Annotated in this window: 22 protein-coding genes; 11 read left to right on the top strand and 11 right to left on the bottom strand. The window is 61.2% G+C overall.

Going from position 1 to position 22,549, the window contains the following annotated elements:
• Positions 1-4: 4 nt before the first annotated feature.
• From ACR0IR_RS09975 to ACR0IR_RS09950, 6 genes are all read right to left on the bottom strand, one after another.
• The gene (locus ACR0IR_RS09975) at positions 5-1,240 is read right to left on the bottom strand and encodes a CpaE/TadZ family protein (protein WP_093962757.1); all 1,236 of its coding nucleotides are present in this window, start codon (positions 1,238-1,240) and stop codon (positions 5-7) included.
• A gap of 197 nt (positions 1,241-1,437) precedes the next feature.
• Positions 1,438-2,067: an OmpA family protein gene (locus ACR0IR_RS09970; protein ID WP_170362935.1), complete on the bottom strand. Its 630-nt coding sequence runs from the start codon at positions 2,065-2,067 to the stop codon at positions 1,438-1,440.
• Between the two features lie 16 nt (positions 2,068-2,083).
• Complete coding sequence (locus ACR0IR_RS09965; protein WP_170362937.1) at positions 2,084-3,490, bottom strand: type II and III secretion system protein family protein; 1,407 nt, start codon at positions 3,488-3,490, stop codon at positions 2,084-2,086.
• 196 nt (positions 3,491-3,686) lie between these two features.
• The gene (gene cpaB / locus ACR0IR_RS09960; protein ID WP_170337530.1) at positions 3,687-4,568 is read right to left on the bottom strand and encodes a Flp pilus assembly protein CpaB; all 882 of its coding nucleotides are present in this window, start codon (positions 4,566-4,568) and stop codon (positions 3,687-3,689) included.
• A gap of 277 nt (positions 4,569-4,845) precedes the next feature.
• Positions 4,846-5,091, bottom strand: coding sequence for a hypothetical protein (locus ACR0IR_RS09955; protein WP_254440832.1), 246 nt, complete (start codon positions 5,089-5,091; stop codon positions 4,846-4,848).
• A 256-nt stretch (positions 5,092-5,347) separates the two neighbouring features.
• The gene (locus ACR0IR_RS09950; RefSeq protein WP_170362941.1) at positions 5,348-5,578 is read right to left on the bottom strand and encodes a Flp family type IVb pilin; all 231 of its coding nucleotides are present in this window, start codon (positions 5,576-5,578) and stop codon (positions 5,348-5,350) included.
• A 338-nt stretch (positions 5,579-5,916) separates the two neighbouring features.
• Between ACR0IR_RS09950 and ACR0IR_RS09945 the strand changes: the two genes are divergently transcribed.
• Entirely contained in the window at positions 5,917-6,798 is an 882-nt protein-coding gene (locus ACR0IR_RS09945; RefSeq protein ID WP_254441511.1) for a lytic transglycosylase domain-containing protein, read from the top strand.
• A 50-nt stretch (positions 6,799-6,848) separates the two neighbouring features.
• Here the strand turns inward: ACR0IR_RS09945 and ACR0IR_RS09940 are convergent, their stop codons facing one another.
• From ACR0IR_RS09940 to tldD, 5 genes are all read right to left on the bottom strand, one after another.
• A complete protein-coding gene (locus ACR0IR_RS09940) occupies positions 6,849-7,475 on the bottom strand; it encodes a CoA transferase subunit B (protein ID WP_170337532.1) in 627 nt (208 codons plus the stop codon).
• Complete coding sequence (locus ACR0IR_RS09935; protein WP_040634234.1) at positions 7,475-8,179, bottom strand: CoA transferase subunit A; 705 nt, start codon at positions 8,177-8,179, stop codon at positions 7,475-7,477. The genes ACR0IR_RS09940 and ACR0IR_RS09935 overlap by 1 nt, the downstream gene beginning before the upstream one ends.
• 114 nt (positions 8,180-8,293) lie before the next feature.
• Positions 8,294-10,909, bottom strand: coding sequence for a type I DNA topoisomerase (gene topA / locus ACR0IR_RS09930; RefSeq protein WP_170362945.1), 2,616 nt, complete (start codon positions 10,907-10,909; stop codon positions 8,294-8,296).
• Between the two features lie 149 nt (positions 10,910-11,058).
• Complete coding sequence (dprA, locus tag ACR0IR_RS09925; RefSeq protein ID WP_170362947.1) at positions 11,059-12,189, bottom strand: DNA-processing protein DprA; 1,131 nt, start codon at positions 12,187-12,189, stop codon at positions 11,059-11,061.
• A gap of 228 nt (positions 12,190-12,417) precedes the next feature.
• A complete protein-coding gene (tldD, locus tag ACR0IR_RS09920; RefSeq protein WP_170362949.1) occupies positions 12,418-13,839 on the bottom strand; it encodes a metalloprotease TldD in 1,422 nt (473 codons plus the stop codon).
• Positions 13,840-14,015: 176 nt separating this feature from the next.
• Here tldD and coxB point away from each other — a divergent pair, with 176 nt between their 5' ends.
• From coxB to ACR0IR_RS09870, 10 genes are all read left to right on the top strand, one after another.
• Complete coding sequence (coxB, locus tag ACR0IR_RS09915; RefSeq protein WP_170337536.1) at positions 14,016-14,927, top strand: cytochrome c oxidase subunit II; 912 nt, start codon at positions 14,016-14,018, stop codon at positions 14,925-14,927.
• Between the two features lie 82 nt (positions 14,928-15,009).
• Positions 15,010-15,966 (top strand): heme o synthase, encoded by a 957-nt coding sequence (gene cyoE / locus ACR0IR_RS09910; RefSeq protein WP_170337537.1) that lies wholly within the window; start codon positions 15,010-15,012, stop codon positions 15,964-15,966.
• Positions 15,963-16,124 carry a hypothetical protein gene (locus tag ACR0IR_RS09905; RefSeq protein ID WP_170337538.1) on the top strand — a complete coding sequence of 54 codons (162 nt, stop codon included), beginning with the start codon at positions 15,963-15,965 and terminating at the stop codon, positions 16,122-16,124. Before cyoE ends, ACR0IR_RS09905 begins: the two co-directional genes overlap by 4 nt.
• Positions 16,124-16,699 (top strand): cytochrome c oxidase assembly protein, encoded by a 576-nt coding sequence (locus ACR0IR_RS09900; protein ID WP_170362951.1) that lies wholly within the window; start codon positions 16,124-16,126, stop codon positions 16,697-16,699. Before ACR0IR_RS09905 ends, ACR0IR_RS09900 begins: the two co-directional genes overlap by 1 nt.
• 22 nt (positions 16,700-16,721) lie before the next feature.
• Entirely contained in the window at positions 16,722-17,537 is an 816-nt protein-coding gene (locus ACR0IR_RS09895) for a cytochrome c oxidase subunit 3 (RefSeq protein WP_093962747.1), read from the top strand.
• 173 nt (positions 17,538-17,710) lie between these two features.
• Positions 17,711-18,388 (top strand): SURF1 family protein, encoded by a 678-nt coding sequence (locus ACR0IR_RS09890; protein ID WP_170358202.1) that lies wholly within the window; start codon positions 17,711-17,713, stop codon positions 18,386-18,388.
• Positions 18,385-19,773, top strand: a complete 1,389-nt coding sequence (gene thrC, locus ACR0IR_RS09885) for a threonine synthase (protein ID WP_170362953.1) — start codon at positions 18,385-18,387, stop codon at positions 19,771-19,773. Before ACR0IR_RS09890 ends, thrC begins: the two co-directional genes overlap by 4 nt.
• Complete coding sequence (locus ACR0IR_RS09880; protein WP_093962744.1) at positions 19,770-21,032, top strand: M16 family metallopeptidase; 1,263 nt, start codon at positions 19,770-19,772, stop codon at positions 21,030-21,032. Before thrC ends, ACR0IR_RS09880 begins: the two co-directional genes overlap by 4 nt.
• Entirely contained in the window at positions 21,032-21,616 is a 585-nt protein-coding gene (locus tag ACR0IR_RS09875) for a GNAT family N-acetyltransferase (protein ID WP_093962743.1), read from the top strand. The genes ACR0IR_RS09880 and ACR0IR_RS09875 overlap by 1 nt, the downstream gene beginning before the upstream one ends.
• Positions 21,617-21,708: 92 nt before the next feature.
• On the top strand, positions 21,709-22,527 hold the full coding sequence (locus ACR0IR_RS09870; protein WP_170366650.1) for an MBL fold metallo-hydrolase: 819 nt from the start codon (positions 21,709-21,711) through the stop codon (positions 22,525-22,527).
• Positions 22,528-22,549 lie beyond the last annotated feature (22 nt).

The raw sequence follows: 22,549 nt of genomic DNA, 5'->3' as shown, positions 1-22,549 counted from the left end.
TTCGTTATGCCGCTTCGGCGCTGTTGCTGCCGAGGCTGTGCAAGGATTGAGCCAGCTTTGCGATTTCGCGGCGAAGAGGGTTCTTGCCGGCCGAGCTGGCCAAAGGCAGACCATGGTCGCCGCTTTGCATGACCGGCTTGCCGCCATCCGGCAGTTGCAGGTCGATCGAGATTCCCAGGCTTTCACCCATGCGCTTGACGCGGCTTTTACCGCTCAGGTCCGTGAACTTGGGTGCGCGGTTCAAAGCAAAGCGAAGCTTGTTGAACGGCAATTCCTCGGCTTGAAGGGCACGTTTCAGACGCAACGCGTTCTGAGCGGACCGCATATCCAGTTCGATCAGAGCAAAATAGACATGCGCGGCCTGCAAAACGGTCTCGGACCAGTGCACCAGCGTCTTCGGCATGTCGACCACGACATAGTCGTAGTGCTTGCGGGCCATGTCGATCACCCGCTGGATGTCTTCGTGCGTGAGAATATCCAGAGGCACCATGTCGGTCGGGGCCGTCAGGACATCCAGCTTCTCGTCGAATGTCTGCAGAGCCTGCCCAAACACTTCGTCATCCATGGCCACGGTGTCCGACAGCATTTCGAACACGGTTTCACGGCGGGGCAGGTCCAGATAGGTCGAGATGGTTCCGTATTGCAGATCCAGGTCGATCAGGCAGACCTTGGGTGCATCCTTTTGCGATACGGTTGCCAATTCCCAGGCCAGGTTCACGGCCAGAGTCGTTGCACCGACACCACCGGCCAAGCCCTGAACAACAAACAAAGCGCCTTCTTTCGAAGCTCCTGAGGCCAGCGGGACGGAAACCTGTTGCGGAGTCACGACAGGCTCGGGCGCATTCATGCGGTCGATCGCTTCCTGCAGTTCGTTCTCGGGAAGAGGGTAGGGGACGAATTCATCGGCACCCTTGCGCAACAACTGATGAAGCGCGGCGGGGGTCACGTCCTCGGCAATCAGGACGACTTTGATCTTCTTTTCCTTGGCCTGGGTGATGATCTCACCCATCAAGGTCAGATTGTCCTCGTCCTCACCGTCGATCGCGAGGGCCACGAATTGAAGAGACTCGGCTTCGGGCTGGCTGAAAAAGGCAAGGGCCTCGGCAAAGCCAAGGTCACCCCAGCGCTCGCCCAAAGCGGCTTCCATGTCTTCGATCAACAGGTCGAAGTTCTGGACATCTCGGCTGATGGTACAGGCCAGAATACCGGTGTCGTCGTTTTGCGGCGTTGCGCTCGTCATTAACACAATCCTCGTCGTGAGAGCGCAGCAAACGTCGATACAATACCAGTCCGTGTTTCAGCTTGCTGTCGCCCTAAGCGGTCAATTCTGGCCGCAGGTCACCCAATTGTTCACAATGTTGCGTGGAAGTGGGGCAAGAATTGGGCGCAAAAAAACCAATTGTAGGGAATTGGGCGACGATGCCGCCCAATTTCTGATTATTGTTCGCTGGTGTCGCCGATGTTCGTTTCGCGGCGCAGCTGGCTTTTGAATGTCGCGCTTTCGATGTACTCGCGATAAACGACGTCAGCATACTTGCCATCCAGGATGTTGGGATGGCGATCGACCAGACCCGAAACCTCGGTAACGGTGCGGCGGTTGCGGCGATCCCGATTGGGCGTGGCCACCAGTGGCTGCGTTTTACCATACGAAACAACGGCTTCCAGGCGCGAGCGGGAAATACCCTGCTGCGCGAAGAAGTTGACGACCGCTTGCGCGCGGCGCAGACCCAGACTGTTGTTGTAGGACTGGGATCCGACGGCGTCGGTGTGGCCGTACACGCGGAAACGGGCTTCGGGGAACTGTTTGATCCAGTTCGCCTGATATAGCAGAATCTGGCGTGCTGCCGAATCCAGCTGCGCGCTGTCGAACGCAAAGTTGATCTGGGTCGGAACCTCGGCAGCGAATCGCTGCGCAAGGATCTGGCCATAGGTCAACTCGCCGTTCATGACCTGGATGTTGTTCAGCGTTGCGTTGCCGAATGCACCCTGGTCCACTTCATAGCCGGCCTCACGGGTACAGCTGGCGACAGCGACTGTAAGACCCAGTGTGATGATCCACTTCTGCATTGGTCTGTCCTCCCTATCAATCCAGGACGTAGCCGTAGGAATTGCCAAAGTCCTGCTTGGCGACTTCCGATGCGGCTCCATTGCCAACCCGTTCCGTCCGGGCAGTTCTGCCGTTCATGAACAGGTCGAATTCGCTGGGCGGCTTCACACGGTCGGTCGGCAGCGCCAAGGCTTCGCCGCGGGTCGGGGAAACCAGATGCGCGGTGATGATGATCACCAGTTCGCTCTGCTCGCGCTGGTACTCCGCGCTGCGGAACAATGCACCCAGAACAGGTACGTCACCCAACCACGGGATTTGGTTGTTCAGGTCTCTGAAATCGTCCTGAATCAGGCCGGCGATCGCAAAGCTCTCACCATCTCGCAGTTCGACCGTTGTGCTGGTCTGGCGCGTGATGAAGCTGGGGACCGTGTCACCGTTGATGGTGAAGTTCGAACTGGTGTCGATGTTGGACACCGCCGCCGCCATCTCAAGGTTGATCAGGTCACCGTCGACAACGCGCGGAACGAAGTCGATTTCCACACCGAAGGCTTTGTATTCAATGGCAACCACACCGTCATCCTGCGGAACCGGAATCGGCACTTCACCACCGGCGAGGAAGGTTGCTTCCTGCCCGGACAGTGCCGACAAGTTGGGCTCGGCCAGGCTGCGAGCCAGGCCTTTGGCTTCCAGCGCTTCCAGCAGCAGCCGGACCTGGGTGGAGCCTGCGCCAAAGCCAAACAGAATCGCGCCGGTATTCGACTGAACCGCCGGGATGTTGTTGGCCAACGCGTTGCTCAGGGACAACTGGTTGTTCAGCGTGTTGATACCACCGGTCGCGTCACCGCCGGAGAAACCAAGCGAGGCGGACAGGTTCTTGGCGACCGACCGGTTCATCTCGGCGAAGCGAACCTTCAGCATGACCTGCTGTACGCCGCCGACATTCATCAGGTTCGACACACGCTCGGGCGCATAGCGCTCGGCCAGTTCCAGAGCACGTGCCAGTTTGGCTGCGCTGGAGACCGTGCCCGAGAGAACGATGCCGTCATTGGCGGTCCGCACTTCGATTCGCTCATTTGGCAGAATCTGGCGCAGGCGCTCTTTGAATTCGGTCACATCGGGCGCAACGCGAACGCGGACGTTCGTGATCAGGTTTCCGGCGCCGTCAAACAGTGTCAGCGTCGTCATGCCTGGCGCTTTGCCCAAGACGTAGATTGTGCGGTCCGAAAGCGACGAGATGTCCGCAATGCCTGCATTCGCGATGCTGAGCTCTGCAAACGGCTGTTCGCTTTCAACCACGATGGCGCGGTTCATGGGCACATCCAGCGTTTCCGCCGTGCCCTTTTTCACCACGCGAAGATTTTGGGCCCAGGCGGAATCGCCGACCGGGCTCAGAACTAGGGCCAACCCCAAAAGGGTCGAACCAATCAAGGAACGTATTGTCATGTGACCTGCCTCTCCGATCACCACTCTATTTTTTGGGGTCTTATGCCCTATGGTGACGAACTCTGCGCGAATTCCGGATTTATTGCAATAATCAAGGGTTTCTGGAATTTTCCTTATGTGGACAATGCGCAACAACCCAAACGAAACGAGCCGCGCATTATGCGCGGCTCGGGCATGGTAACGCTCTGAATGGGCGTCAGTTTGTGCAGGGGATCGGGGTCTCGACGATCTGGTCGCCGCGGCGAGTCCGGATGGTGCAGACCTTCTCGGCCTCTTTCTTCGGTGCGGGCGCTGCTTCTTCGATTCCCAACAGTTTGCGTTGGTCAACCTCGATCGCACTTGCGATGGTTTCATCCTGAACCCCGACCAAGGCTAGAGACAGGCGTCCGGTGTTTTGCGCCTGCGCCAGGGCCGCGATCTGTTCCGGCGTGGCGGCAACAGTGACGGTCCGGGCAATGGTCGTGCCGGTCACATCCGATCCCGCCGTCTGATCGACGGCGATCAACTCGATATTGGTCTGGATCAAGCGGGTGATTTCCCCGTTTGCCCCTTCGACCGCGCTGCGCAGCGATCCGGTCCAATACACATCAACAACGTCGCCGGGGCGAAGAAAGCCCGAAACGCCCGAGGCAACATCGACACTGATGGCGAACGCGCGCATACCTTTTTCAAGACGCGAGGTCAGGCCGGCCAGCTCACCCGGCCGGGTGATCTTGACCTCCATGATGGCCTCGTCCTTTTCCATGGTGCGCAGAACAAAGCGTTCATTGTTGCCGGTTTCCGGGAACAGAGCCGTCATATCGGTGAACGAACCTTCCGGAACCGCATTCTCAGGCCATTCCACGACCCGCACATCTTCTTGGGTCAGGCGCTCGCCGTATTTCAGCGGACGTTCAGATACGATCACGCCAACGGTTGGAACGACGTCGACCTTGGCGTTGGCAAGGGCCTCTTCGGCCATCTGCCGTTCACGCGCCAGGGCGTTCTGATACTCGGCAATATAGTTGCGGGCCATATAGACCGCACCGCCAGCCAGGGCGACCCCGACGATCAGGACAAGACCAAATACAGCTCGCATGCGTATACCTCTTTATTGCTCTGGCCGGACCTGTATCGGTCCGGGCAGGACATTGAAACAGCATATTCCCTAAATCGGAATTGTGTCGAAATGTGGGACAAATGGATATTTTTCGTTGTTTTATTGGCACAGAACGTTGCGAACGAGCATCTCGTGACGTGGCGTCTGCTGTATCCCAGCATGGGTTGTGCGGTGCGGAGAAGGCAGGGGGCAAACGCGAACAACCGCGCCCGGCTGGCGCGGTTGTCAGAAGACCGGCTGACCAAGTTTCAATGACTTAGTTGCCGCCGGACCCGCTGCCGCTGGATCCGCCGGTGATTATGCCGCCAACTGCCGTGTTGCTGTCGCCGGTGCTGATGCTGATCGCCGAGTCGGAAAGGGCCGCCTCGACATCGTCAGCCAAGCTCTCGGTCCCGCCCTGGATCAAAGCGTAGGCAATAACTGCCAAGCCAGTAACGGCCGCAGTCAGAACAACCCAATCGACAGTGATCGCACCGTTTTCATCTTTTTTGAAGTTCCTCATGAACTCGATCATTTCGCGTCCCTTCTCACAGAGTGAATCCGCTCATTTTCGGTTTCCGATAGCGACCAAAATTCTTGCGGGCACCTAATAGCTTATTTCCAAAAACTTAAATGCGGTCTCCGTGGCGGAATTTGGGCCAAAGGTGGGCTATGCTAAGCCTGATGCTTGAAATCTGACGGGTAGGGTATGTTGTCCTGAAAAGGAAAAGGCCGCGCCCGTGGGCGCGGCCTCATATCCCGATTGGGATGTAGTCAGCTTAGTTGGTGCCAGCCGCGGTGATGCCGCCTGCCGTGGTGCCGCTGTCGCCGGTGCTGATCGTCGCGCCCGACAGAGCGGTGTTCACGTCGGTTGCCAGGCCAACTGCGCCGCCTTCGATCTGCTGGTAAGCAACGGCTGCCAGGCCAACAACGGCTGCGGTCAGAACGACCCAGTCAACAGTTACGGCGCCGTCTTCGTCTTTGCGGAAGTTCTTGATGAACTTGATCATGTTACGTCCCTCCTAAAGGATCAAAAAGTCAATAAAACCTCGGGGTCTTTCAGAGCTTCATCTCTCAGTCGGCTCATGACCGTCTCGGTATGGCACTATGTTTGCCCCTCGTGCGTGGCAGGAATTGGGCCAAACAACGAATTTTTTGCCTCAGGCTTAACTTTTTGGTCACTAATCTGGTAATCTATTGAAATAAATAATAAAAAATTTCCCACACCAACCCGCTGTGCTGTTTCGGCGGTGCAAAATTGCGCCAAATGAGGCAAAACCGCCCCAATTCGCTTTGTTTTTCTGGCCTTGCGGGAAGATTCGCGTATCAAATCAACTCAAAAGAACAGATGAGGCAGGCAGAAATGATTTTCCGGGACGCACTGACATGCACCGGCGTTTTGGCGTTGCTGGTTGCCGTGGCGGCTCCGGCACCTGCTGCGGATATCGAACCACGCGGCGTTTACAAACGGATCAAGGCTCCCAAAGCGGGGGAACGCCCGCGAGTGACGGTTCAGATCAGTCCGCAAGAACACGCATCAGCACCTTCAGCGCCCAGCACGGGCCCCGATTTGGTCGTGCCCGATATCATAGCCCGGACCAAAGTCCCTCCGGCGGCCTTTCCGGACATAATGAAGAAAAAGACCCCTGAGGGCGCGTACAAGGCGTTCTGGGAAAAGGTATCGCCGGATATGACCCGAGCCGGCCCCGGCCGCCTTGACGAAGCCCTGCAGGCTTTGGCGGCGACCCAGATTTCATCTCCGCGGCTGCAGAACCTTCAGAAGATCGTCGAGCAGCGCGGGGTCGATATTCTCCGTACGACCGTAGGAACAAAAGTGTCGCCAGCGCTGGTCCTTGCGGTCATGTCCGTTGAATCAGGCGGTCGCCCCACTGCCGTCAGCTCCGCCGGAGCACAGGGTTTGATGCAACTGATGCCTGCCACAGCCAAGCGGTTCGGCGTGACCGACAGCATGTTGCCGGAACAGAATATCGCCGGCGGCGTGAAGTACCTCGATTGGCTGATGGGTGAGTTCAACGACGACCCGATTCTCGTCCTGGCGGGATACAACGCCGGTGAAGGCGCGGTGCGAAAGCACAATGGCGTCCCGCCTTATGCTGAAACGCGCGACTATGTCCCCAAAGTTCTAGCCGCCTTCCAGGTGGCCCGAGCGTTGTGTGCCACTCCTCCGATGCTGATTTCCGACGGGTGCGTCTTTCAGTCCATGAATTGAAAAAGGCCCGCCGATTGGCGGGCCTTTCGGTTTCTCTGTTTGCTCAGAAATCAGCTGACGATGGTCGCCTCGGTCGCCGCGCGCATCTCTTCTTCGCTGACGCCATCGGCCAGTTCGACGATCTTCAGGCCGCCTTCGACCACGTCCAGCACGCCCAGGTTGGTGATGATGCGGTCAACCACGCCCTTGCCGGTCAGCGGCAGGGTGCATTCCTTCAGCACCTTGCTGTCGCCGTGCTTGTTGGTGTGGTCCATCACCACGATGACCCGTCCGACCCCGGCCACCAGGTCCATGGCGCCGCCCATGCCCTTGACCAGCTTGCCCGGAATCATCCAGTTGGCCAGATCGCCTTTCTCGTCGACCTCCATCGCGCCCAAAATCGCCGCCGCGATCTTGCCGCCGCGGATCATGGCAAAGGACGTAGCGCTGTCGAAATAGGCGGTGCGGGGCAGTTCGGTGATGGTCTGCTTGCCGGCGTTGATCAGGTCGGGGTCCTCTTCGCCCTCATAGGGGAAGGGGCCCATGCCCAGCATGCCGTTTTCCGATTGCAGGGTGATGTCCTTGTCGCCCACATAGTTCGCCACCAGCGTCGGAATCCCGATGCCGAGGTTCACATACATGCCGTCTTCCAGTTCCTCGGCCGCACGCGCGGCCATCTGATTGCGGTCCCAGGGCATTACGCTTCCTCCTTCTTGCGGGTGGTGCGCTGTTCGATGCGCTTCTCGTGCTGACCTTGAATGACCCGGTGCACATAGATGCCGGGCAGGTGGATGCAGTCGGGGTCCAGCGAACCGCGCGGCACGATCTCTTCGACCTCCGCCACACAGATCTTGCCGCAGGTCGCGGCCGGCACGTTGAAGTTGCGGGCGGTCTTGCGGAACACCAGGTTGCCGGTGTCGTCGGCCTTCCATGCCTTGACGATGGCCAGATCGGCAAAGATCCCTTCCTCGAGGATGTAGGTCTCGCCGTTGAACTCCTTGTGCTCTTTGCCCTCGGCGATCACGGTGCCGACGCCGGTCTTGGTGTAGAAGCCCGGGATGCCCGCGCCGCCGGCGCGCATGCGCTCGGCCAGGGTGCCTTGCGGGGTGAATTCCAGCTCAAGCTCGCCCGACAAGTACTGGCGCATGAACTCGGCGTTCTCGCCGACATACGAGCTGATCATCTTCTTGACCTGCCGCGTCTGCAGCAGGATGCCGATGCCGAAATCGTCGACGCCTGCGTTGTTCGAGGCAAAGGTCAGATCCTTCACGCCAGATTCCTTGATCGCCTGCAGCAGCAATTCGGGAATGCCGCACAGGCCGAACCCGCCGGCCGCGATCAGCATGCCATCCCGAAGTATCCCATCGAGGGCCTCGGTGGCATTGGCATAGACTTTCTTCATGGAAAACTCCCCCAATGACATGGTGATGGGCAGGTTGTGCCGCCACGTCATTGGGAAGTCAATGAAACCTGCGGGCGGGTGGTATTTCTACCTAACCGCCCGCGGGGGCCGGGATCAGCCGGCTTTCTTCTTGGTGGCTTTCTTCTTGGGCGCGGCCTTTTTGCGGGTGCCTTTCTTGGCCGCCTTCTCATTGACAAGTTCCACCGCCATTTCGGGCGTCACGTCCTCGGGCTTGATGTCCTTGGGCAGGGTCGCGTTGATCTTTTCCCACTTCACATAAGGCCCATAGCGCCCGTCCAGAACCTGGATCGCGCCGCCGTCGGGATGCTCGCCCAGTTCCTTCAGCGGTTTGGCCGCAGCCCGTCCGCGCCGCCCGGGATTGGCGCGCTTTTCCGCCAACAGTTCGACGGCGCGGTTCATGCCGATCTCGAACACGTCGTTGGGATCTTTGAGGTTGGCATAGACCGGCTTCGCCTCGTCCGGCAGCTGGTGCATGATATAGGGACCGAAGCGCCCGAAATTGGCGCTGATCATACCGCCCTCGGGGTGTTCGCCAATCTCGCGCGGCAGACTCAGAAGGGTCAGCGCCTTCTCAAGGTCCATGTCATCCTTGCTCCAACCCTTGGGCAAAGAGGCGCGCGGCGGTTTCTTGTTCTCGGGCGTGGCTTCGCCGCGCTGGACATAGGGGCCGAAGCGTCCGGATTTCAGCCAGATCTCATCCTCGCCATCCATGCCCAGCATGCGTTCCTCGCCCTCGGCGCCTTCACCGGCGATGGGGCGGGTATAGGTGCATTCGGGATAGTTCCCGCAGCCCACGAATCCGCCGGTCCGCGAGGTTTTCAGGTGCAGCCGTCCGACCCCGCATTTGGGGCAGATGCGCGGATCCGAGCCATCCTCGCGCGGGGGGTACAACTGCGGGGCCAGTGCCTCGTCCAGTTTGTCGAGCACTTCCGAAATCCGCAGCTCTGACGTCTCGGCGATCGCGGCCGAGAAATCGCGCCAGAACTTGGAAAGCAGGTCCTTGTAGTCGCGGGCGCCGGCGCTCACCTCGTCCAGCTGCTCTTCGAGGTTGGCAGTGAATTCGTATCCCACATACTGGCGGAAGAAATTCAGCAAGAAGATCGTGACGATCCGGCCCTTTTCCTCGGGGATCAGGCGGTTCTTGTCCTTGCGGACGTAACCGCGGTCCTGAATCGTGGTGACGATCGAGGCATAGGTCGAGGGTCGCCCGATGCCCAACTCCTCCATCCGTTTGACCAGGGTCGCCTCGGTATAGCGCGGCGGCGGCTGGGTGTGGTGTTGCAGCGCCAGAACCGCCTGGTTTTCCGACAGGATGGCCTTCTTGTCCGCGCCGTCGGCGGTGGCCTTGTCAAACTGATCCTTCAGCGTGGTTTTGGCAAAGCGCGCCGGATCACCCTGCATGATCTGGGGCAGGCGCTTGTCATCTTCGTCCTCGACATCGTCGCGGCCTTCCTCGTAGACGCGCATGAAACCGTCGAACAGCACAACCTGACCGGTGGCGCGCAGGCCCACCTGACCGTCATCGCTGCCTATTTCGACGGTCGTGCGTTCCAGCCGCGCAGCGGCCATCTGGCAGGCGATCGTACGTTTCCAGATCAGATCGTACAGCTTGCGCTGATCGTCATCCGACAGTTTCAGGGCGGCCGCATCCTTGGTCATGTCCGTGGGCCGGATGCATTCGTGCGCTTCCTGCGCATTCTTGGCCTTGTTCTTGTACATGCGCGGGCTGTCCGGCACGTATTCGGTACCGAACCGGTCCTTGATCGCGTCCCGCGTGGCGGCGACGGCCTCGGGTGCCATGTCGATGCCGTCAGTTCGCATATAGGTAATGTGTCCGGCCTCGTACAAACGCTGCGCCACCTGCATCGCGTGGCGGGCGCCCATGCCGAATTTGCGGCTGGCTTCCTGCTGCAGGGTCGAGGTCATGAACGGCGCGCTGGGGTTGCGCGCGGCTGGCTTCGCTTCGACCGAGGTCACGCTCAGCGCGCGGCTGGTGATGGCCTGTACCGCCAGTTCGGCCTGGGTGGCGTTGGCGATGTCATGTTTGTCCAGCTTCTTGCCGGCCAGCGTGACCAGCCGCGCCTCATAGGTCTGGCCGCGCGGCGTTTCGAACAGCGCCTTTACCGACCAGTATTCGACGGGCTTGAACGCCTCGATCTCCATCTCGCGCTCGACGATCAGGCGCAGGCAGACCGATTGCACGCGCCCGGCCGATTTTGCGCCGGGCAGCTTGCGCCACAGAACCGGCGACAGGTTGAAGCCGACCAGGTAATCCAATGCGCGCCGGGCCAGATACGCCTCGACCAGCGGCATGTCCACCTCGCGCGGGTTCTGCATCGCCTTGGTCACCGCATCCTTGGTGATGGCGTTGAACGTCACGCGGCTGACGGCCGTGTCCTTCTTGATCGAGCGGCGTTTGGTCAGCGCCTCCTGCAGGTGCCAACTGATCGCCTCGCCCTCGCGGTCGGGGTCGGTTGCCAGGATCAGCGCGTTGTCGTCCTTGAGCGCGTCGGCGATGGCCTTGACGTGTTTGCGGCTGTCCGTGCCGACCTCCCAAGTCATCGAAAACTCGTGGTCGGGATCCACCGATCCATCCTTCGGAGGCAGGTCGCGAACATGGCCGTACGAGGCCAGGACCGTGTAGTCGGGGCCAAGGTATTTATTGATCGTTTTTGCTTTGGCCGGGGATTCTACAACAACTACAGGCATTTAGTTAAAAACCTCGCTCGACGGATTGGGCGCCTTCTATGGCCGTGCAAAATGTGTAGGGCAAGATGGATTTGTCAATGCACAGTCTGAAAGGTCCGAAATCCGGCCTAATTGAGACCGTTTGCCCGGGTTGGAACCACCTCGGCAGATCAGACGGCGAGGCTCAGCAACCCGCCCGGCTGGCGACGGATCAATCCATCCAGCTCCAGATCGGTCAAAGCGGGGCCGATCACGCTGGCGGGCGCATCGACATCCCGGATCAATTGGTCCTCGGCCAAGGGCGAAGGCCCCAACCGTTCGAGGATTCGGGCGTGGAGCGTCTCGGGAGGAGTGATTGTCTGCGCGGCGGGCGCCGTGTCGGGGGCAGGTTCCAGCGCGCTGCGCGGCTGCGGGGGCAGGGCGTCGATCACATCCTGCACGCAGCGTACCAGTGTGGCGCCTTCACGGATCAAAAGATTGCATCCGGCGGCGCGGGCGTCGAACGGATGGCCGGGCACGGCAAGAACCTCGCGTCCCTGGTCCAGTGCGTCGCGTGCCGTGATGAGGCTGCCGGACTTGGCGGCAGCCTCGACGACGACGACGGCCTGAGACAGACCCGATATGATCCGGTTGCGGCGAGGAAAGTGGCGTGCCTGCGGGGTCACGCCCATTGGTTGTTCGGAGATGCGCAGCCCTCTGGTTGCGATGTCGCGCGCCAGTTCCTTGTTTTCCGCCGGATAGATGATGTCGACGCCACCAGCCATGACCGCAACGGTTCCCGTTTGCAGCGTAGCCAGATGCGCGGCGGTGTCGACGCCGCGGGCCAGGCCGGAGACGACTACATAGCCACTCTCACCCAAACCACCCGCCAGAGCCCGCGCCATCCTGGTTCCCAAGGACGAACAGTTGCGGGCGCCGACAAGCGAGATCATCGGGCGCTGAAGCACCGAAACGTCGCCTATTGCCCAAAGCAGAGGAGGGGCATCGTTCAGATCGGTCAGTGCCATAGGATAGTCGGCGGCCCCAAGGCACAAAAGCCGCGCTTTGGCGGCTTTTGCGGCCTTGAGTTCCGCCTCGATGACGCCGGGCGGGCATATTTCATACCCTTCAATTCCGGCAGCGCGTGCCAATTCCGGCAGCGCGGCCAGCGCATTCTGCGCCGAGCCATGTTCGTGCATCAGGCGCCGGAACGTTGCCGGGCCAACCTTGCGCGAGCGCAACAGGCGAAGCCAGGAAAACCGGTCCTCTTCCGTGGTGGGTGGGAGTGGGGGGTGATTGGAAGAAAGCTGCTCTTCGGTCATCCGTCGCTCCGCCTGATTGCAGAACTGGTTTACGGCGTGACCGGTTAACAGCTTGTGAATCGAAGAAAATTTTAGCGTGTTCCAGTGTAGGTTTCGCGGAATGGGCGCGCAAATATTTGAAAGTAATAACTTTTCTCAGGCTTTCGTTTTCGATGCGCTACGGTTCATTCCTTTTGGGGTCGGCAGCACGGATTAACCATGGTGCCGGCCGCAAGCACACGATTCGCATCAGGCGGCGGATCCTCCGACCGTCAGCCCCTCCATCAGCACTGTGGGTTGACCCACACCCACGGGCACCCACTGACCGTCCTTGCCGCAGGTTCCCATGCCGGGATCCAGGGCCATGTCGTTGCCCAGACCCCGGATACGTTTCAACGCTGAAGGACCGTCGCCGATCAGCGTTGCGCCCTTGACCGGCGCGCCGATTTTGCCGTTCACGACCCGGTAGGCCTCGGTACAGCTGAACACGAATTTGCCGTTGGTGATGTCGACCTGGCCGCCGCCGAAACCCACGGCCCAGATGCCGTCCTTGATCTCGGCCACCAGATCCGCCGGGTTGGCATCGCCGCCCAGCATGATCGTGTTGGTCATGCGCGGCATCGGTTTGTGCGCATAGCTTTGCCGGCGTCCATTGCCGGTGGGGGATACGCCCATCAGGCGCGCATTCTGCCGGTCCTGCATGTAGCCAGTCAGGATGCCGTCTTCGATCAGCACGGTGCGCGAACTAGGCGTGCCCTCGTCATCCACGGTGATCGAGCCGCGACGATCCGGGATCGTCCCGTCATCCACCACGGTTACGCCCTTGGAGGCGATCCGCTGCCCCATCAGCCCGGCAAAGGCCGAACTCCCTTTGCGGTTAAAGTCTCCTTCCAACCCATGCCCGATGGCCTCGTGCAGCAAGATGCCGGGCCAGCCGGGGCCTAGTGCAACTTCCATCACGCCGGCCGGAGCGGGAACGGCGTCAAGGTTGATCAAGGCAATTCGCAGTGCCTCTCGGACCTTGTCCTGCCAATCGGACGGGTCAATCAGGCCGTCCAGACCAACGCGGCCGCCACCGCCGGCCGATCCGCTTTCGCGTCGGCCGTTCTGTTCGACGATGACCGACACGTTCAGGCGCGTCATCGGACGAACGTCGCGTACCATGGTGCCATCGGGGCGGAGGATCTCGACCTCTTGCACGGACGCCGCGATCACCGCGCTGACTTGAACCACCCTGGGGTCCAGATCGCGCGCAAATCCGTCGATTTCGCGCAGAGTCTCGACCTTGACCGGGAAGCTGGCGGATTCGATCGGGTCTGCATCCGTATAAAGCTGTTTGTTTGTGCGCCTTGGCGCGTCGGCCAAAGTGCCTCCACCGTCGCCAACCGCCAGCCGGGCGGTCTCCGCGGCACGTTTCAGCGAGGGCATTGATACATCGGTCGAGTGGGCATAACCGGCCACATCACCCTGCACGGCACGCAGCCCGAATCCCTCGGACGCATCGTAGGATGCGGTGCGCAGGCGCCCATCGTCAAAGGCAAGTGTTTCGGATTTCCGACGCTCTACAAACAGCTCGCCGTCTTCGGCCCCAGCGGTGGCCGAGCGCAGTACGGCCAGTGCCTCGTCATGCGGCAATGCGGTCTCGAACGGGCGAAACGGGGCTTGAGTCATGGGTTGCGGCCTTTCGCGTTTGATCCAGATCAAAAATAGCGTCTGTTTGACGCAAGCATTTTGCTTTATCTACCTCCCGGAATATGGTTTTTAACGCGGCCAAAGACAACGGGAGAGGTGTGACCGATTCACACCTGTTCGCCAGAGACGCAAAGATCAAACGATCAGGACAGAAAATGAAGAATGCTTTGATGCTTTCGGGGGTGTTCGCAGCCCTCTCCAGCCTTCCCGCCATGGCTCAGGATCTTGAGATCATCGGCAAGCCGGTCGACGGCGGCATGGGCTTCCAGCCGGCGGCCACCAGCCTGGCCGAAGGGATTCACCGCCTTGATGGTATGATTCTGGTTATCATCACCGCGATCTGTCTGCTGGTCGCAGGCCTGCTGGTATACTGCATCGTGCGCTACAACCAGCGTGTAAACCCGACCCCGGCGCGGTTCTCGCACTACACCCCGGTCGAAATCGCCTGGACCATCGGCCCGATCCTGATCCTGGTCTTCATCGGTGCGTTCTCGCTGCCGGTGCTGTTCAAACAGCAGGAAATCCCCGAGGGTGATGTCGTCATCAAGGTGACCGGCAACCAGTGGTACTGGACCTATGAGTATGTCGATCACGACTTTGCGTTCGACAGCTACCTGCTGGGTCACCCGGCCACCCTGGACGAAGGTGCACGCCCCGCCGATGCGGATGTAACCCCGTTCGTTCTGGATGATGCGATGCGCGCCAAGCTGGCCGATGCCGGCTACAGCGAGGATGAGTGGCTACTGGCCACCGACACCGCCGTCGTGGTTCCCGTCAACAAGGTGGTTGTGATGCAGGTCACGGCGGCCGACGTGATCCACTCATGGACGATCCCGGCGTTTGGCGTCAAACAGGACGGCGTTCCGGGCCGCCTGGCCGAGCTGTGGTTCCAGGCCGACAAGGAAGGCATCTACTTCGGCCAGTGCTCCGAGCTGTGCGGCAAGGACCACGCCTACATGCCAATCACCGTCAAAGTCGTCAGCGAAGAAGCCTATCAGGAATGGCTGCAGGGCGCGTTGGACGAATACGCCGGCCAGCCGGCATCGTTCCAGATCGCCTCGAACTGACGATCCCGGGGCCTGAGGCCCGATCGAAACCAAGGACAGGCTGCGCGGCTTTCGCGCAGCTTTCGCACCACAAGGACCTGACATGACCGACGCGAGCATCAATGCCAGCACACTTGCCGCACAATCCGGTGCGGACGAGGCCGGCTTTGGCGACTATTTCGCCCTGCTCAAGCCGCGGGTGATGTCGCTTGTCGTGTTCACCGCGTTGGTGGGTCTGCTGGCCGCACCTGTGCCGGTACATCCGTTCGTCGGCTTCTGCGCCATCCTGTTCATCGCCATCGGCGGCGGCGCCTCGGGCGCGCTGAACATGTGGTGGGACGCGGATATCGACAAGGTGATGAAGCGCACCAAGGGCCGTCCGATTCCGTCGGGCAAGGTCGAGCCCGGCGAGGCGATGGCGCTGGGCCTGGCTCTGTCGGGTCTGTCGGTGATCATGCTGGGCTTGGCGACCAACTGGTTCGCGGGCGCGTTTCTGGCCTTTACCATCTTTTTCTATGTCGTGATCTACACGATGTGGCTCAAGCGCCTGACGCCGCAGAACATCGTGATCGGTGGTGCCGCGGGCGCTTTCCCGCCGGTAATCGGCTGGGTTGCCGCGACGGGCTCGATGACGCTCGAGCCGTGGCTGATGTTTGCCCTGACCTTCATGTGGACCCCGCCGCATTTCTGGGCGCTGGCGCTGTTCATGCGCTCGGATTATGACGACGCCGGCGTGCCGATGCTGACCGTAACGCATGGACGCCGCGCCACGCGGACCCATATTCTGGTCTATACCGCATTGCTGGCTCTGCTGGCCGTGGGCACGGCGTTCTCGGGCATCGGTGGGCCGATTTACCTGGCTGTTGCCGTGGTGTTGAACGCTCTGTTCCTGCGGGGGGCATGGGCCATCTCGCGCCGCACCGAAGACGACGCGGAGGCGGACAATTTCAAGGTCGAGCGCAGCTTTTTCAAGCTGTCGCTTCTGTACCTGTTCCTGCATTTCGGCGCGATCCTCGCCGAGGCGCTGCTGAAACCCTACGGGTTGGGAGGCTGGTCATGAGCCTGCGCAAAAGCCATGAGCTGCACCAGCGCCGGTTCGGCCGCAACTTGGGTGTTGGGCTGACGCTGGCGGCGTTCATCGTGATCATTTTCGGCCTGACTATCGTAAAGGTCTCGGGCAGCGATTTCGGCGTGCCCAGCGAGGAGGTTCAGAACTGATGGCTTTGAGCGGACCGCAGAAGACCGTTGCACAAACCGTTGGGCTGGTTGTTCTGATGGGCAGCCTGGCCTGGGCGGCCGTGCCGTTCTACGACTGGTTCTGTCGGGTCACCGGGTTCGGGGGCACCACCGGCGTTGCCGAGGCCACGCCCGACGATATCCTCGACCGGGTGGTGACCATTCGCTTCGACGCCTCCAAGGCCAAGGACATGCCGTGGGAATTCAAACCCGTCGAGCGAGAGATGAAGGTGCGTATCGGTGAGACCGGTCTGGCCTTCTATGAGGCGTACAACCCAACCGACAAGCCGGTCGCGGGGCAGGCGTCCTACAATGTGACGCCCTATTCCGCCGGTGGCTATTTCCAGAAGATCGCCTGTTTCTGCTTTGAAGAGCAGGTTCTGGAACCCGGTGAACGGGTCGAGATGCCCGTAACTTTCTTCGTCGACCCCGAAATGGTGGAAGACCCCGAAGCACAGTATGTTCATACGATCACGCTGTCGTATACATTCTACGAAATCGACCTGCCCGAGGGCTATGCCGCCCTGGATGCGCAGGCAGAAACAAACACGAACTAACGCCTGTAGGTGAGGGACGCTGATGGCACACGCAAAAAACCACGATTACCACATTCTGGCACCTTCGATCTGGCCGCTGATCGGCGCGATCGGTGGCTTCGTCATGCTGTTCGGAGCCGTCTTGTGGATGCACGGCATGACCTCCTTCGTGTTCTGGGGTGGTCTTGTGGCGGTTCTCTACACGATGTTTGCCTGGTGGTCCGAGGTCGTGGCCGAAAGCCGCGCGGGTGATCACACTCCGGTCGTCCGGATCGGGCTGCGCTACGGGTTCATCCTGTTCGTCATGTCCGAGGTGATGTTCTTCTTCGCCTGGTTCTGGTCGTTCTTCAAACATCGCATGTATCCGATGTACGACTATGCCGGCACCGAATACATCCAGCCTGACATCCACGCGGTGGACCCGTTCCACCTGCCGCTGATCAACACTCTGGTTCTGTTGCTGTCGGGCTGTGCGATCACTTGGGCGCACCACGCGCTGGTCCACGACAACGACCGCAAGGCGCTGATTCAGGGTCTCGCGATCGGTATCGTCCTGGGTATCGCCTTCACCTTCCTGCAGGCCTTCGAGTACTATGAACTGCTGGCCCACGAAGGCTGGGAGTTCGGCGGCGATCAGTTCTACTCGAACTTCTTCATGGCAACCGGCTTCCACGGCGCACATGTGATCATCGGCACCATCTTCCTGACTGTCTGTCTGATCCGCGCGCTTCGTGGCGACTTTACCCCGGAGAAACACGTCGGGTTCGAGGCGGCCGCATGGTACTGGCACTTTGTCGACGTTGTCTGGCTGTTCCTGTTCTTCGCAGTCTACATCTGGGGTCAGGCACCGCTGATGTAACGCCCCGCGAGGCTGTCGAATTGCAAAAGCCGCCCCTCGGGGCGGCTTTTTCTCGATCAGGGGCGCAAGGGATTGCGCCCCGTACAATTGCAAGGTTGCATTTCCTTGCGCACAGACCGTAACAAGACGCCGGCTTGACCCCGAGCCGCTATGATACGCAACAAGGGCCAGACATGCGCCGCATCCTGTTTCTGCTGATTTTTGGACTCGCCGGGCTGGCGGTTCTTGTGTCTCTGGGCACTTGGCAGGTTCAGCGTCTGGCCTGGAAAGAGGGCATTCTGGCCGACATCGAAGCCCGGATCGCCGCCGATCCAGTGCCGCTGCCCGAGGCGGTCGACCCTGAAGCCGACCGTTATCTGCCCGTCGAAGTATCGGGCGAGATGCTGCCCGGCGAAATCCATGTACTGGTTTCGGTCAAACAGGTCGGCCCGGGCTATCGGATCATCGCGCCCTTCCGAACTGGTGATCGCACGATCCTTGTGGACCGGGGCTTTGTGCCCACAACGGCCAAGCAGGCCGAACGCCAGATCGGGCCCATGCAGGTTGTCGGAAATCTGCATTGGCCCGATGAGATCGACAGCTATACCCCCGATCCGGACCGGGCGGGCAACATCTGGTTTGCCCGCGACGTGCCCGCGCTGGCCGATGCGCTTGGGGCCGAACCGATCCTACTGGTTGCCCGCAGCCAGACCGATCCCGCCATCACGCCGCTGCCGGTGGATACGGCGGGTATTCCCAACGACCATCTGCAATACGCGGTGACATGGTTCGGCCTGGCGCTGGTCTGGGCCGCAATGACCGGATATTTCCTGTGGCGCGGCCGCGCCCCATCAGAAAGTGACGCGCAATGAAATATATCTCGACCCGCGGGCAGGCGCCCGAACTGAGCTTTGAAGAGGCGATGCTGACCGGTCTTGCCCGCGACGGCGGCCTGTACCTGCCTGCCGAGATTCCGGTTCTGAGTCAGGACGAGATCGCCGCGCTTGCCGGGCTGCCCTATGAAGAGATCGCGTTCCGCGTCATGTGGCCGTATGTCAGCGGCTCGTTCGCCGGGGACGAATTCAAAGAGATCATCGCCCGCGCCTATGCCGGGTTCGGCCATGATGCCCGCGCGCCTTTGAAGCAGCTGAACGAGAACCACTTTCTGCTGGAGCTGTTCCACGGGCCCACGCTGGCCTTCAAGGATTTCGCCATGCAGCTTATCGGCCAGCTGTTCCAGGTGGCGCTGAAGAGGCGGGGCGAACGTGTTACCATCGTCGGCGCCACCAGCGGCGACACAGGATCGGCCGCGATCGAGGCGTTCCGGGGGCTGGACGCGGTCGATGTGTTCATCCTGTTCCCGCATGGCCGCGTCTCCGAGGTGCAGCGCCGTCAGATGACCACACCCGCCGACAGCAACGTGCACGCGCTGGCCGTCGATGGCGATTTCGACGACTGTCAAGCCGCCGTGAAGGACATGTTCAACGATTTCGATTTCCGCGACGGGGTCAAGCTGGCGGGGGTGAACTCGATCAACTTTGCCCGCGTGCTGGCGCAGGTGGTCTATTATTTCTCGGCTGCCACCAGCCTGGGCGCGCCGCATCGCAAGGTCAGCTTCACGGTGCCCACCGGCAATTTCGGCGACATCTTCGCCGGCTATGTCGCCAAGCGGATGGGTCTGCCCATCGACCGTCTGGTGGTGGCGACCAACCAGAACGACATCCTGCATCGCTGCTTGTCGGGGCAGGGCTACTTCAAGGGCGACACCATCCCCTCGATCAGCCCGTCGATGGACATTCAGGTCAGCTCGAACTTTGAACGCGCGCTGTACTATGCCTATGGCGAGGACGGGCGGGCCGTGGCGCAGTTGATGGACGAGCTGAAACAGGGCGGCTTCCACGTCAGCCAAGGCGCGATGGAGGCCCTGCGCGAAAGTTTCGACTCGGGCCGTGTGTCCGAAGAGGAAACCCTCGCCACGATCAAATCCACGCTGGAACACAGCGCCGAGCTGGTCTGCCCGCACACTGCCGTGGGCATCAAGGTGGCCGAGGACACCCGCGCCGCCGATGTGCCGATGGTTACGCTGGCCACTGCGCACCCGGCGAAATTCCCCGCCGCGGTCGAGCAGGCCAGCGGTGTGCATCCGCCTCTTCCCTCGCGCATGTCCGATCTGTATGAACGTCCGGAACGGGTGACCCGCATCGCCAACGATCTGGGCGCCATCGAGGATCATATCAAAAGGCACATTGCTGAGTGACTGTCAGACTGGACCAACTAACGAACGGCTTTCGGATCGTCAGCGAGCAGATGCCGGGGCTGCAATCGGCCGCCATCGGAATCTGGGTGACCGCCGGCGGGCGGCACGAGCGGATCGAACAGAACGGCATCGCGCATTTCCTCGAGCACATGGCCTTCAAGGGCACCGAGCGGCGCTCGGCCCTGCAGATCGCCGAGGCGATCGAGGATGTGGGGGGATATATCAACGCCTATACCTCGCGCGAGGTGACGGCCTATTACGCCCGGGTGCTGAAGGATGACGTGGCACTGGCGATGGACGTGATCGGCGACATCGTTCTGAACCCCGTCTTCGATCCGCGCGAAATCGAAGTCGAGCGCGGCGTGATCCTGCAGGAAATCGGCCAGGCGCATGACACGCCCGATGACGTGATCTTTGACTGGCTGCAGGAACAGAGCTATCACGACCAACCGCTGGGCCGCCCCATCCTTGGCCCATCCGAACGGGTCAGCGCCTTTTCGCGCGACGACCTGTCGGCCTTCGTGGCCGAGCATTATGCGCCCGACCAGATGATCCTGTCGGCGGCAGGTGCCGTCGATCATGACCAGTTGATGAAGCTGGCAGAAGAGATGTTCGGCCATCTGCAACCCCGCAAGGGGCTGCTGCCGGAACCCGCCCGGTTTACCGGCGGCGAGGCGCGGCGGGACAAGGCGCTGGAGCAGGCGCATTTCGCACTGGCGCTGGAAAGCCCGGGCTATCGCGATGACGAGATCTATACCGCGCAGATCTATTCGACTGCGCTGGGTGGCGGCATGTCCTCGCGCCTGTTCCAGGAAGTGCGCGAGACCCGCGGGCTGTGCTATACGATCTTTGCCCAGACCGGCGCCTATGCCGACACGGGAACGACCACGATCTATGCCGGCACCTCGGCCGATCAGGTGGGCGAACTGGCCACCATCACCATCGACGAGATGAAGCGTGCCGCCGAGGACATGAGCCCCGAGGAGGTTGCCCGGGCCCGGGCGCAGATGAAGGCTGGGATGCTGATGGGGCTGGAAAGCCCCTCGAACCGGGCCGAGCGTCTGGCCCGGCTGGTGCAGATCTGGGGCCGTGTTCCGCCGCTCGAGGAAACAGTGGCCAAGATCGACGCGGTCAGCACCGCCGACGTCCGCGCCTTTGCCGAAAAGATGGCGGTTCAGGCCCCGGCGGCGCTGGCGCTTTACGGGCCTGTGGGGGGTGCGCCGACACTGGAGAGGCTGCAGGAGAGGCGCGCGGCGTGATGCTGTTGGGCAGACGCAGGCTGAAACTCGAGACCGAGCGGTTGAGCTTGCGCCCGCCCGTGCATTCCGACTTCAACGACTGGGCCGCGCTGCGGCTGGCCTCGCGCGAGTATCTGACCCCGTGGGAGCCGATCTGGGCCAAGGATCATCTGACCCGCAAATCGTTCACCAACCGTGTCTACTGGGCGCAACGCTCGGTGGCCAATGGCACGGCGGTTCCGCTGTTCCTCTTCCGCAGAACGGATGACATGCTGGTGGGCGCCATTACGCTGGACAACATCCGCCGGGGGCCGGCGCAGGCCGGAACGCTGGGCTATTGGACCGGGCAGGCCTTTGCCCGGCAGGGTTACATGCGCGAGGCCATCGGCGCCGTGGTGCATTACGCCTTTACCCGACTGGACCTGAGCCGGATCGAGGCCGCCTGCCTGCCGGAAAACGCCGCCTCTCGCGGGCTGTTGGAAAGCTCGGGGTTCAAATACGAGGGCGTGGCGCAATCCTATCTGCAGATCAACGGGCGGTGGCGGACGCATGTGCTCTATGCGTCGCTGCGCTCGGACCGGCGCGGGCGGACGGACGCGGGCTAGACGGCCCGTTCGGACCTGATGTGGGCGGGACTGTTTCCGAAATTTGGGCCCAGTGACGTGACTCGAGGCGCCGATGCGCTAGACTTCCGATCATGCGGAGTGTTTTGGCGGGTCTGATCTTGCTGGCAGGGACGGCGGCGGCGCAGGAGCGTCGGCCGAGCCATTGCATCGCCATCGCCCAGAACACCCCTGGAATCCAGTATCTGCACAAGGCGGCGTGGCAGGATCCGGTGCCCGAATTCTCGGTCCGGATCAGCTATGTCGCGCATGCGTCCTTTCTGATCCAGACATCCGGCGGGCTGAATGCCGTGACCGACTATACCGGCTTCATCGGCGGCGCGGATCTGATTCCCGACATCGTGACGATGAACCACGCCCATGACACCCATTGGACCGCCTATCCCGACCCGGCCATCCCGCATGTGCTGCCGGGTTGGGGCGAGTTCGGGCAGGGCATCGAACACCACCTCGACCTGGGCGAATTGCTGGTGCGCAACGTATCGACCGACATCCGGTCCGCTTATGGCGGGGTGGAAGAGCGCGGAAACTCGATCTTCGTGTTCGAGGTCGAAGGTCTTTGCATCGGCCATCTGGGGCATCTGCACCACATCCCCAGCGACGAGCAGTTCGCGGCCCTTGGGCGGCTGGACGTGGTCATGGCGGCGGTGGACGGTGGCACGACCATGCCCTTGCCCGAGATGATCTCGGTGCTGCAGCGGCTGAAAAGTTCGGTCATCATTCCGATGCATTGGTTCTCGGGATATTCGCTGGACCGGTTCCTGGCCGATATCCGATCCGATTTCCCGGTGCGCCGGGATGGGGTTTCGGAGATCGAAGTGTCCCTGCGGACCCTCCCGGACCGCCCGACGGTGGTAGTGCTCGAGCCGCGATACCTGATGGAATTGGAATAAGCCTTGCCGTGCGCCGCGGGCT

The sequence above is a fragment of the Ruegeria sp. CF2 genome (genome assembly GCF_056537385.1).
Note: the sequence above shows the minus strand (reverse complement) of the source record. Positions and strands in the feature narration are given on the sequence as shown.

What these genes read in the sequence shown, in the direction of transcription:
- ACR0IR_RS09975 (WP_093962757.1), bottom strand. Translation starts at nt 1,240, where the DNA reads ATGACGAGCGCAACGCCGCAAAACGACGACACCGGTATTCTGGCCTGT.
- ACR0IR_RS09970 (WP_170362935.1), bottom strand. Translation starts at nt 2,067, where the DNA reads ATGCAGAAGTGGATCATCACACTGGGTCTTACAGTCGCTGTCGCCAGC.
- ACR0IR_RS09965 (WP_170362937.1), bottom strand. Translation starts at nt 3,490, where the DNA reads ATGACAATACGTTCCTTGATTGGTTCGACCCTTTTGGGGTTGGCCCTA.
- cpaB (WP_170337530.1), bottom strand. Translation starts at nt 4,568, where the DNA reads ATGCGAGCTGTATTTGGTCTTGTCCTGATCGTCGGGGTCGCCCTGGCT.
- ACR0IR_RS09955 (WP_254440832.1), bottom strand. Translation starts at nt 5,091, where the DNA reads ATGAGGAACTTCAAAAAAGATGAAAACGGTGCGATCACTGTCGATTGG.
- ACR0IR_RS09950 (WP_170362941.1), bottom strand. Translation starts at nt 5,578, where the DNA reads ATGATCAAGTTCATCAAGAACTTCCGCAAAGACGAAGACGGCGCCGTA.
- ACR0IR_RS09945 (WP_254441511.1), top strand. Translation starts at nt 5,917, where the DNA reads ATGAGGCAGGCAGAAATGATTTTCCGGGACGCACTGACATGCACCGGC.
- ACR0IR_RS09940 (WP_170337532.1), bottom strand. Translation starts at nt 7,475, where the DNA reads ATGCCCTGGGACCGCAATCAGATGGCCGCGCGTGCGGCCGAGGAACTG.
- ACR0IR_RS09935 (WP_040634234.1), bottom strand. Translation starts at nt 8,179, where the DNA reads ATGAAGAAAGTCTATGCCAATGCCACCGAGGCCCTCGATGGGATACTT.
- topA (WP_170362945.1), bottom strand. Translation starts at nt 10,909, where the DNA reads ATGCCTGTAGTTGTTGTAGAATCCCCGGCCAAAGCAAAAACGATCAAT.
- dprA (WP_170362947.1), bottom strand. Translation starts at nt 12,189, where the DNA reads ATGACCGAAGAGCAGCTTTCTTCCAATCACCCCCCACTCCCACCCACC.
- tldD (WP_170362949.1), bottom strand. Translation starts at nt 13,839, where the DNA reads ATGACTCAAGCCCCGTTTCGCCCGTTCGAGACCGCATTGCCGCATGAC.
- coxB (WP_170337536.1), top strand. Translation starts at nt 14,016, where the DNA reads ATGAAGAATGCTTTGATGCTTTCGGGGGTGTTCGCAGCCCTCTCCAGC.
- cyoE (WP_170337537.1), top strand. Translation starts at nt 15,010, where the DNA reads ATGACCGACGCGAGCATCAATGCCAGCACACTTGCCGCACAATCCGGT.
- ACR0IR_RS09905 (WP_170337538.1), top strand. Translation starts at nt 15,963, where the DNA reads ATGAGCCTGCGCAAAAGCCATGAGCTGCACCAGCGCCGGTTCGGCCGC.
- ACR0IR_RS09900 (WP_170362951.1), top strand. Translation starts at nt 16,124, where the DNA reads ATGGCTTTGAGCGGACCGCAGAAGACCGTTGCACAAACCGTTGGGCTG.
- ACR0IR_RS09895 (WP_093962747.1), top strand. Translation starts at nt 16,722, where the DNA reads ATGGCACACGCAAAAAACCACGATTACCACATTCTGGCACCTTCGATC.
- ACR0IR_RS09890 (WP_170358202.1), top strand. Translation starts at nt 17,711, where the DNA reads ATGCGCCGCATCCTGTTTCTGCTGATTTTTGGACTCGCCGGGCTGGCG.
- thrC (WP_170362953.1), top strand. Translation starts at nt 18,385, where the DNA reads ATGAAATATATCTCGACCCGCGGGCAGGCGCCCGAACTGAGCTTTGAA.
- ACR0IR_RS09875 (WP_093962743.1), top strand. Translation starts at nt 21,032, where the DNA reads ATGCTGTTGGGCAGACGCAGGCTGAAACTCGAGACCGAGCGGTTGAGC.
- ACR0IR_RS09870 (WP_170366650.1), top strand. Translation starts at nt 21,709, where the DNA reads ATGCGGAGTGTTTTGGCGGGTCTGATCTTGCTGGCAGGGACGGCGGCG.